General features: G+C 47.8%; 6 protein-coding genes. All 6 read right to left on the bottom strand.

What is annotated here, in order from left to right:
• Positions 1 to 195: 195 nt before the first annotated feature.
• Positions 196 to 1,350: an AI-2E family transporter gene (locus tag ACPV3A_RS24820; protein WP_071221663.1), complete on the bottom strand. Its 1,155-nt coding sequence runs from the start codon at positions 1,348 to 1,350 to the stop codon at positions 196 to 198.
• Between the two features lie 244 nt (positions 1,351 to 1,594).
• Complete coding sequence (locus tag ACPV3A_RS24815) at positions 1,595 to 3,814, bottom strand: AAA family ATPase (protein WP_426201871.1); 2,220 nt, start codon at positions 3,812 to 3,814, stop codon at positions 1,595 to 1,597.
• Between the two features lie 73 nt (positions 3,815 to 3,887).
• Positions 3,888 to 4,373: a DUF6530 family protein gene (locus ACPV3A_RS24810; protein WP_194542480.1), complete on the bottom strand. Its 486-nt coding sequence runs from the start codon at positions 4,371 to 4,373 to the stop codon at positions 3,888 to 3,890.
• A 317-nt stretch (positions 4,374 to 4,690) separates the two neighbouring features.
• Positions 4,691 to 5,980, bottom strand: coding sequence for a class II aldolase/adducin family protein (locus ACPV3A_RS24805; protein WP_426201869.1), 1,290 nt, complete (start codon positions 5,978 to 5,980; stop codon positions 4,691 to 4,693).
• Positions 5,981 to 6,175: 195 nt separating this feature from the next.
• On the bottom strand, positions 6,176 to 9,370 hold the full coding sequence (locus ACPV3A_RS24800; protein WP_426201867.1) for an FtsX-like permease family protein: 3,195 nt from the start codon (positions 9,368 to 9,370) through the stop codon (positions 6,176 to 6,178).
• Positions 9,351 to 10,118, bottom strand: a complete 768-nt coding sequence (locus ACPV3A_RS24795; protein WP_426201865.1) for an ABC transporter ATP-binding protein — start codon at positions 10,116 to 10,118, stop codon at positions 9,351 to 9,353. Before ACPV3A_RS24795 ends, ACPV3A_RS24800 begins: the two co-directional genes overlap by 20 nt.
• Positions 10,119 to 10,199: the final 81 nt, after the last annotated feature.

Below are 10,199 nucleotides of genomic sequence, written 5' to 3'. Positions count from 1 at the left end.
CGGGCCGCCTCCAATTTTAATTCCAAGGAGTACCGTTGGTAAGTTTGTCCTTTTTTAGCCATGAAAAAATCCCCTTCGTTAGGCAAGATTAAGTCCATCTTAACAGATGTCTTTTTTCTCTTGTCTACTAAAAGGGGATAATACCAACATGGCGACTTCAAGAGTTAATCATACGGATTGACACAAGCCAAAAGACTATTTCGGCGTGTTGCTATTCCGAGGATCATATAATCCCGACGTGTCCTTGAACCATTCGAAGATATGCGATACACAAACCTTAAGGACCGCATAGCCGGGAACGGCTAACAAAATGCCAACCACACCGAACAGATTGCCGGCCGTCAGTATGACAAAGATAATCGTAATGGGGTGAATCTTGAGCGTTTTACCCATGATTTGGGGTGAGATGAACTTCCCTTCTATTAATTGCACGATCGTCCATACCGCCACCATCTTCAGCAGCATCACCGGAGAAGTGACCAGAGCCACAATGAGCGCAGGCGTAATCGCGATTGCGGGTCCCAGATAAGGCACCACGCTGGTGAACGATGCAATAATCGCCAGAATCAACGCGTAATCCAAACCGATGATCATGTAACCGATATACAGCAGAATACCAATACAGAAGCTCACAATAATCTGCCCGCGGATAAACGAGCTGATCTGATGGTTGATATCCTGAAGCACATGCAAAATTCCGGAACGACTCTTCGTCGGCAGGAAAGACAATATTTTCAGAGGGAGCTTCTTGCCGTCTTTCAGCATATAAAACAGTACAAAAGGTACCGTCACGATCGACAACACAACCTCTGTAAATGCACCCAGAAACCCGCCAACTCTACTCCACGTGTGGTTTAGAAGTTCCGTTGCCTTCTGCGTGACGGTGGTCCACCATTCCTGGGAGTTAATGTTCATGGTTTCTTGAATCTGGTTATACAACTCGCTGCCCGTTAGATCTTCAAACTGCTGTCTAACCTTTTCGCTATATGTCGGAAAGTTATCAATCAGCCCCATAATCTGGTTGCGCAGCACCGGAATGACCGCGAGCACCACAATCGTTAGAATACCGGCTATAACCAGATAGAGGATCAGGATGGACCATCCACGCTTGATTTTCCATTTCTCCATCACATCCACCAGAGGATTCAGCAAATAATAGAGTATTCCTGATAAAATGATCGGCAAAACGATCGTCTTGATTAACACGGCGAGCGGATGCAGCACAAACGAAATTTTGCTTAGAACCAACACATTGAGTCCAACCAGCAACAGAACAAGCAAAAGAAGCACAAATTTATTGTTCAGAAAAAAGCGCTTGAACCGATCCGGCCAAATACGGGGTTGCTCCATACATGTCCTCCCTTACTTATGTATACATATTCAAGTTGTAACGCTGAGCATCGATTCACGACACCGAAAAAAACCGACAAAACGACGCGCTCTTCATTCTTTTAACTATAATGTTTGAACGGGGCACATGTCCAGTTTACCAAGAACGAACGGGGAGATACGTTCATGTATTCACAGACATCAGTAATAAACAAGCCCGCATGTCACTATGACACGCAGGCTGAAGCAATTCGGTAAGATGATGTTACAAGTATCGAGAAATGATCCGCACCAGCTTGGCTGGCAGCTCATTCAGGTTGGTCATATCCAAAAATCTCTCGGCACCATAGATCTGACTAATGACATCTTTGTCTTGGCCGATGGCTGCCGCCAGAAATTTGACTCCTTTTCTTTCGTATTCGGATAGAGTCTGCCGCATGTCTTGAATCGCCAGACTACCGGTATAGTCATCCATGGCTTTAGGCTGCCCGTCGCTGATGCTAATCAACAGCTTCGTTTGTTTCGGTGAATTTGCTAACCGTTCCGCCATAATTCTTAAAGCCATACCATCCCGATTATTACTTCTGGCCCGGATGCCCATCAGCCTGAACCGGTCGCGGACATCCGGTTGATCGTAATCGGCATAAGCGAAGATGGACATCTGCTCCAAACGGGAAACATCCGCAGTATCCCCATAAATTAAAACAGGTATATGGCAAATTTGGCAGAATTCATAGACCGCGATGACCGCCCGCTTAGCCGCCTCGAGTCTCCCGAAAGCAGCCATCGATGCTGATTCATCGACCCTTAAACCGACGACAAGACCAGGGGATTCCGTCGGAGGACGTTTCTTGGCAAAATACCTGAAATCACGGTAAGCCACGCTGTCTGCCTGAAACTTAGAACCATAGTAATGGTTCTTGGCATATTCCGTGGTTATCTCGTGCTCCAACAGCGGCATCGTCTGTCTGGCGATTTCCCGCACGATGGGCATAATGTCCTTACGCAGACTCCGATATTCCTCCTGCTGGATCGGGTCAACATCAGGACGGTGAACGATCAGCTTTACAGCCTGATGAATCGAATCGGACACGATGGCCCTGGAGACTTGATTCAGCTTTTTGCGGAAGTCCCGCTCCTTCTGTTTCTCCTCCTCTGTCATGGGTTCGGGATTGGCCTGATGATATTGCGGTGATCCGTCCTCTCCTGAATCCGTGCTTTCCATATCCGCTGACTCATCCGCGAGGATGGATGTGCTGTCTTCGCTTTCAGCGGACTTCTTTAACTGGAGCCCTTCTTCCTCAGCTTGCCCGTCAGGCATGGAATCCAGTTCTATATCGCTCTCCCATGTCGCGATCTCCACTGCCTCTGGGCTTCGTTTTTTATCCTTTTCAACCGGGACTTCCTCCAACATATCCAGCAAACCTTCGCCTTTCAGCGCTTCTTCCAGCAGTGTGATCTCTTCCGAATCGGTTGTTATCTTGTAAATCACTTTATGATAAAGGGATTCCCTCGCAGAAGCACCTTGCGAAACGGTATCCAGCCAATAGAAATAAGAGCGCATGCCATCCACGCCTTTAATGGCATTAGCTCGGGCTGTTTTATCCAATAGGATAATGACCCTTGCCAGCACATCCAGCATTTCATCGTTTTGATAGCCGGTTTTGGCCATCGCTCGCTCTATCATAATCTCTTTGGTCGGCAGGTCCATCTTCTCCGTATGCTGCACTCGGTCACGCAATGCCTCGTTAAGCGGCCTGGATCCGGCGTAACTGCGGTTTGCCGTGATCACCGCTATGAAATCCGGATGCCGCTGCACGATCTCCGTTGGGAGATTAAGACTGCCGCCCGGCTCCAATGCGGAATTCAATGCCATTAATACGCCGGCATCCCGAATCACGTTCGGTTCCTGGATTTCCAGCAGATAGCCCTTCTGAAAAGCTCGGACGATCTCGGAAGCGTAAAATCGATATTCTACAGCTCCATCCTGAGCCATATTCGCGGCCAGCTTCAATAATTGCTTCATTTTTGCGGAAGCCATCTCTTGTGTAATCTCCAGCGCCTCCATCAAAATCTCCGTCGAGCTTCGAAAGCCGTCGCTTTCGTATAATGCTTTCAAGGCCGCTCGGTCCGCTGATTCCAACTGCTTCATTCGATCAGATGAAATAACCGGCAAAATGGCTCCGAGGATATCCGATTTATCCATATCGGCAAAACAAGTTACTTTGGTATAGGGTAACCTGAAGTTTGCGGACAACGCCTTGGCAAGCTGCGTTTTTCCGGAGCCGGCATCCCCTTCCAATAAAATCGTGGCGATTTTCATCTCGCCGCGGTGCCAATTACGCTTGATTTCATTCGTGATTCGCCGTTCTTCCTCGCTTGCTTTATGTGATAATGGTTTTTTCCAGACAAGACTTTTTTCTTCCTCGGTCAATACTCTCCCAGGAGACAGCACGTAAGATTCATTATCATGCTGGTCTTTCATGACCGCTCACCTCCAAACTCTCGTTAACTCTGAACGCAGGAATGGGTTCATCACTCCCAATCCGGCAGCTTTCTCACCGTACATAACCCAATTCTTCTAACATTCTCGTCAAAGTGCGCAGACGTTCACCAATCATCTCACCATTATCGCTCAATGCCTCGTTGAACAGCTTGATATCCTCCTGAATCTGTTCATTATCCGTGCATACTGCTACCGTCATGGCGTTCCCCTGCAATCCGATCCGGTCGATCACAGGATGTTGCGGGTCATATAAATCTTCAAATCTATAGGCTTCGCTAAAATGTGTCAGGGCACTGCAAATGAGGATGGATAAATCCAGAATTCGATGAAGAGGTAACTCATCCGATGGACCGGCCCCTTGTTCCTCAGCGGCTCTCCATACTTTGGCGGCAATATGCGCCCTACCGTCCCCGTTCTGCTTGGTCAATCCCAAAGATAGTGCACTTACATCTGTCTTATATGCGAATCGCCCATCCACTTTCCCATAGTTATCCGAAATAATCACGGGTTTATGATTTGTAGAAGCAGGTATATTCATTGCGTCTCCTCTTTTCCAAAGAATTAAATCGTAATCCAACTGTGCTCATAGCTGCCTATTTAATATAGGTTTCAACACATTAATTTAAATTATTAAATAAACATAAACATGATCGATCTATCTATATAATAGACAATATTAATATTGTTGTAAACAGGAGCTTGAAAACACGCATATCGAATCGTTTCCGAGAAGGGGCCGGGTTCCCCAAAAAACGGTGAAGGCCGATGTCGATATGTCTAAGCCGGAACAAACGAAAGGCTGCCGCACTATTCCTGCGGCAGCCTTGGTACAGCTGAAGATATTCTATACATTTACTACTCCAGATTAAATGCTGATTCGAGCTCGCGAATCCGATCGTCATCGATGTGTATGACATTCCCAAGCGTTCTAGCCGACAGAATGGACTTGGCGCTGTACTCTGCAACTTCCAATCGATCAAAAGCATTGAGCAGGCTCTGTCCCGCAACGATGATGCAATTATTGTTCACGATGGCGATCGGCGTATCGGGTCTAAACAGCGAAGCGGTACGCTCGGGCTCATTGTAAACCGCATTAAAGGGAAGCTTGGGCATTCCGCGAAGCAAGATATAACTCTCCGGAATCGTTCTTGAATCGAATACGGTATCCGTTACGGCAAATGCCATGATGTTAGGCGGGTGCGCGATAATCACCGAATCGACATGCGGCTGCATTTTATAGATCGCTTCATGGAGAAAGACGGATTTGCTCGGCTGTTTGCCGGCCTCGGCTTTGCCGTTCTCTATACGAACGAGGTCACCCGGCTCCAGATGGTTGCGGTCTTTGCCGTAGGGTGTAATGATAAAATCATGACCAAATAAACGATGGGAAAAAGTACCCTGCGTGCTTGTAAACAGACCTTGTTTATACGCACGCCGCATAATTGCGCACATGTCCCGGCGAATTTCTTTTTCCTCCGACGTGCAGGTGTCGCGGATATACGTATCCAGCTGCAGCGTGCTTTTGTTGCGGACGATGTCGTAATCCTCATCGGTCAACAGGACGGGATTTCCGAGTCGCCGCGCCTCGATCTCCAGCCTCGCACAGAAGTCTAGGGTTTCAAACCGGTTAAACGCTTGCGGAAGATCCCCGGCTCCGACCACAACGCCATGGTTCTCCAGCATGACCGTGTCAATCCCGCGCTTGAAAACAGCCGCAATGTTCTCCCCGAGCTGCTCGCTTCCAGGCAGGGCGTAAGGTGCGATCCCGATCTCGCCGCAGATCTGCCGTTCGTTCGGAAGCAGCCTGGTATCCGGAATGCGCCGGACAATACTGAACGAAACCAGCGCTGGCGGATGGGCATGAATGATTGCTTTCAAATCCGGACGGGCTTGATAGATAAGCCTGTGGAAGGGAAATTCACTGGATGGTTTATGATTTCCCAGAACCGTACCATCCTCCTTCACGCATACCATATCTCCCCGTGTAAGGGAGCCTTTGTCCACCCCGGCGGGTGTTATCCAAATATCTCCGTTCTCGTCCCTGATAGACAGATTACCCCCGGACGTGGTCGTCATGCCATGGTTATAAATACGATTAATAAATTGAAGGAGCAGATCTGCCGGATGCAAAAACTCCTGATTCATTCCTACCACCGCCTTATCCGAATGTCTTTGTTTAGTTTTGTTTGTTTTTATTATACTGTTTTTTCTATTGATAAGCGATCAAGATTGTGGCAAAAACAAAACAATAACTGTAAGTAATGATTGTGATCTCGAACGGGAACAAAACAGAGATGATATCATCCCTGTTTTGTTGTGTCGCGGTTTATCTTCATGTCTTTACTTCAACAAATCAACCATTGGATAGTCTGCGGACGGAGAGGTCAGCAGCGGCTGTGGAGCACCCTTTAAATGAAAATCGAAGAAGGCAGCGACATAATCTCGATGGGCAGCGATTGTCTGTTTCGGGTCGGCAGTTCCGATAAATTGCTGGACTACTCGCGGCGATAGGCTCAGCTTATCTTGAAGCTGTGGAAGCAGCGTCTGATAATCTGTAAACGTATAATGTGCTCCCTCGGGAATAGTTAGATCGAGTTTCCAGCCGGTCGAATGCTGCCAGAACGATTGACGGTCCATCGCGGTTAGATGGGAATCAACCTCGCCATCCTTATTGTAGCCTGAATTCATGAGCATGAAAGGACGATCCAAACCATGCTGCGCCACCGGCAATGGATTATCGGGCATGTGGCCCATCGTTCCATCCATGTCGATGCCAGCGTCAAAGCGATCATCCTCGTACATCACCTGAGCAGCAGTAGCCCCGCCGGCGGAATGTCCGAATATTCCGATCTTAGACAGGTCCCATGTTTGTTGAAGTCCAGCGGGCAATGGTTGATCGCCTGGATGACGGCCTTCCTTGATGAGTTCGAATTGGTCCAACACATATTGGATATCATCCACTCTTACCTCCAGCATCTTCAGTACCGTCTCTGCACTGAAAGGCGGTAATGACTCCGTTGCCACACGTCCATCGGGAAATTGGACCGCAGAGGCTTCATACGTATGATCGACTGTAACGACCACATAACCTCTGCTGGCCAAGTCTTCGACTACAGCCGTCCCGAAGTTTCTTGGAACAGACCCGCCAGGTGAGTAGATGAGCAGCGGCCACCCAACGTCGTTGTTCGCCGGCGGTGCATTTAACCAAGCGTGAGTGCCGATACCGGAGAGATCGACCCGACCGGGATCCAATCCGATCGTCGAGATTGTGTTTTCATCATAATATTTTGCTGCTTCGGGCTGCATGTACACTGCCTTCTGCTCGCTTTTTCCCGTGGCGGGGTACCATATGCTGATCATGAGTTCCCTGTCTCTGTCCTGTTTCCATGGATCCACCCGGTTGTCATCCTTGAAGTGCATTTCCATCGTCCCCACAGAATATTCTCCAGTAGGTTCTGGTAGCTGTAATTGGATTTTCTCTGCCTGGCCCCTCTCATCCTGCGTTGCAGGGGTTTCCGTGCTGAAGAAGATTCCAATCAGAACCAGAAGACAGACCATGATTGCGATAGCCGCAATTCTAACCACGGGGGCAGACCTTCCATTGACGATCCTGCTGATGGAGTTGACCGTGAGCACATAATAAACCGTGTAGATCAGGAAAAACACAGCCACGCAGATCAGGATGGGCAGCATGAGACTGGCGCCTGCCATATTGCTGAATAATCTTTTTAACAATTGCAGGATGACCATGTAATGTGCAAGGCCGATCATGAGCGGCAAAGCAAAAATAAATGCGTTCTGCCTAATGATTGCCACACTTACTTCTTTTCCGCTTACACCGATTTTTTTAAGAATATCGTACCGTGGTTTGTCTGCTGTTGCTTCAGTCAGCTGCTTGAAATAGATCATGCTGCCTGTTGCCATGACAAAAACGAGCCCAAGAAATCCTAAGATAAACACATTAAAGGCCGCTTCTTCGATTCCAAGACGGTATTCGGAATAATATGAAGATAAATTCGATTCCGGTGTCTTCAGCGACGCCAGCGCATCAGCCGTGTGCTTCGTCGTCTTCTGTTCCTGCACGGCATACCCGACGTAGCGGGTCGGAGAAACTTGCGCCTCCATTTTGTCGTAGGTGCCGTTACTTACAACAATCATCACATCCGGATAACTCCAATTAATGATTCGTTCTTCGGTCATCCCCGTAAAAGCAAGAGTTAACCGTTGATCCGGCAATTCGATATCGACCGTTTCGCCTTCATAATCGGGCCACTCATAGTCCGTATACATGGGCCGGATCGCTATAGCTTCATCCTGTTCGATCGGATCAAGTACAGGGAAGCGCAGCGCCGCTGCCACCTGGTTGTATTGATCGATCGAGACCACTTTGAGCGGGGTTTTGTCTGCTTCGATCATTCTCTCCGGAAGGATCTCTGGATTGGAAGCCTCCCCTTTTGTCTCCAGCACCGGAATCGTCATTTGCGCAATAATCGGATGCGCTTCATCTCCACGTATGATTTCGTCTACTTTTTTATTAAAGGCGTTGTCCTGGGCAATATACATGTAGCTAAATGGAGCGGTAAGCTTCGATGTTTTGTCAAACGTATAGTATGCGCCTAAGCCGACGCTGAAGGCGCACAACGCCGCAGCGGATAACAGGGAAATGACGCTTAACAAACGAGCGTTTCCTTTAATCCGGTACACCAAATTAGAGGTGATGACCAAATTCATGCCTTTATAATAACTTCGTTTTCTCTTCTTGGCGGTTCTCAGCAAGACAATGACCAGCGAGGAGAAGAGCAGAAGCGTTCCAGCGATAATTCCGACAGTCATCACGCTCAGATTGACAAGAATTTCTTCGGTGACGGCAAAATCGCGGAAGGCGAACCCATATCCCGCAGTCAAAAAGAGAACTGCACCCACTGCCGATAGAAACGACGCTTTCGGCTCTTGCTCCCCTTCCTGCTCCGCGCGAAACAATTCGATGAGTTTAAAGCTGTAAATCAATCGATAGCCTTGGATCGACGTCGCCAAAATAATCACCATGAACACGATGAGCGTATGAATCAGAGCTCGAAGAGAGAAAGCCATGCCTACCTGTACCGGCGTCCCCAGCAGCTTGATTAAGATCATAGCGAACAGCTTGGACAACAATGTGCCAATCAAGATTCCTATGATTAAAACAGTTACCCCAATGATCAGGTTTTCATAAAACAGCATTTTTCCGATCTTTTTTTTGGGTAGACCAAGTAACGCGTACAAGCCTACTTCCTTTTTACGCTGCCTGGAGAAAAAACGGTTGGAATACATAATAAAGACGGTAACAAATACGATCAAAATGATGGATGCTATCATAAAAACGGATCGCATGCTCTGCGATGATTCGATTGAATTCGTAATTTCTTGGCTGTATTGCAAAGAAAGAAAAGTATAATAGATAATGACGCTGAACAGGATGGAAATGAAATAGATCGTGTAGTTTTTGAAGTTCCCTTTCATGTTCTTTTTCACGATGTCAAACAAGGTCACTTGCATCCCCTCCCAGAACGGTCAATACATCCAATATTTTTTTGAAAAAGTGTTTGCGGGATGCATCTCCTCTAGTCAGTTCGGTGAAAATGCGACCATCCTTTATAAACAGCACCCGCGTGCAGTAGCTTGCCGCAAACGTGTCATGAGTGACCATCAAAATCGTTGCCTGATCATATTCATTCAGGTCTTTCAGGCTCTCCAGCAGCGCGGTCGCCGATTTCGAATCCAGAGCGCCGGTCGGCTCATCGGCCAGCAGCAGACTGGGGCCGGAAATCATGGCGCGTGAAGCCGCAGTCCGCTGTTTTTGCCCTCCGGAAATCTGATACGGGTATTTGTCCAGAATCGGGGTGATGCCGAATTTGTCCGCGATTTCCTCCACTCTATGCTCCAGTTCTTTGACATTCGTCTTGGCCAGCGCCAAGGGCAGCAAGATGTTCTCCTTCACCGTTAAAGTGTCCAGCAAATTGTAATCTTGAAAAATGAATCCCAGTTTATCCCGGCGAAAAGCGGATAATTGTTCCTCATCCATCTTCAGTACGTCTACCCCGTCAATCATCACCTCTCCCGAAGTAGGCTGATCAATTGTCGCAAGCACATGGAGCAATGTCGACTTGCCTGCGCCGGACGGCCCCATGATCCCCACGAACTCTCCCTCCTGCACGGTCAAATCGATATCATCCAAGGCGGTATATACATTTCCTTTTACGCCATAAACCTTTCTAATCTGAGAAGCGTTCACTACCATTTTCATGTTGATCTATCCTTCCTGGTTATCAATATAGAAACAATCAGCACGATTTCGACATCATGTATTTCTTATCCTGATCTTAAT

The sequence above is a fragment of the Paenibacillus sp. Dod16 genome (assembly GCF_049893405.1).
Lineage (GTDB): Bacteria > Bacillota > Bacilli > Paenibacillales > Paenibacillaceae > Paenibacillus_AQ.
Note: the sequence above shows the minus strand (reverse complement) of the source record. Positions and strands in the feature narration are given on the sequence as shown.

Coding starts and splice junctions, on each gene's coding strand:
- ACPV3A_RS24820 (WP_071221663.1), bottom strand. CDS start 1,350: ATGGAGCAACCCCGTATTTGGCCGGATCGGTTCAAGCGCTTTTTTCTG.
- ACPV3A_RS24815 (WP_426201871.1), bottom strand. CDS start 3,814: ATGAAAGACCAGCATGATAATGAATCTTACGTGCTGTCTCCTGGGAGA.
- ACPV3A_RS24810 (WP_194542480.1), bottom strand. CDS start 4,373: ATGAATATACCTGCTTCTACAAATCATAAACCCGTGATTATTTCGGAT.
- ACPV3A_RS24805 (WP_426201869.1), bottom strand. CDS start 5,980: ATGAATCAGGAGTTTTTGCATCCGGCAGATCTGCTCCTTCAATTTATT.
- ACPV3A_RS24800 (WP_426201867.1), bottom strand. CDS start 9,370: ATGCAAGTGACCTTGTTTGACATCGTGAAAAAGAACATGAAAGGGAAC.
- ACPV3A_RS24795 (WP_426201865.1), bottom strand. CDS start 10,118: ATGAAAATGGTAGTGAACGCTTCTCAGATTAGAAAGGTTTATGGCGTA.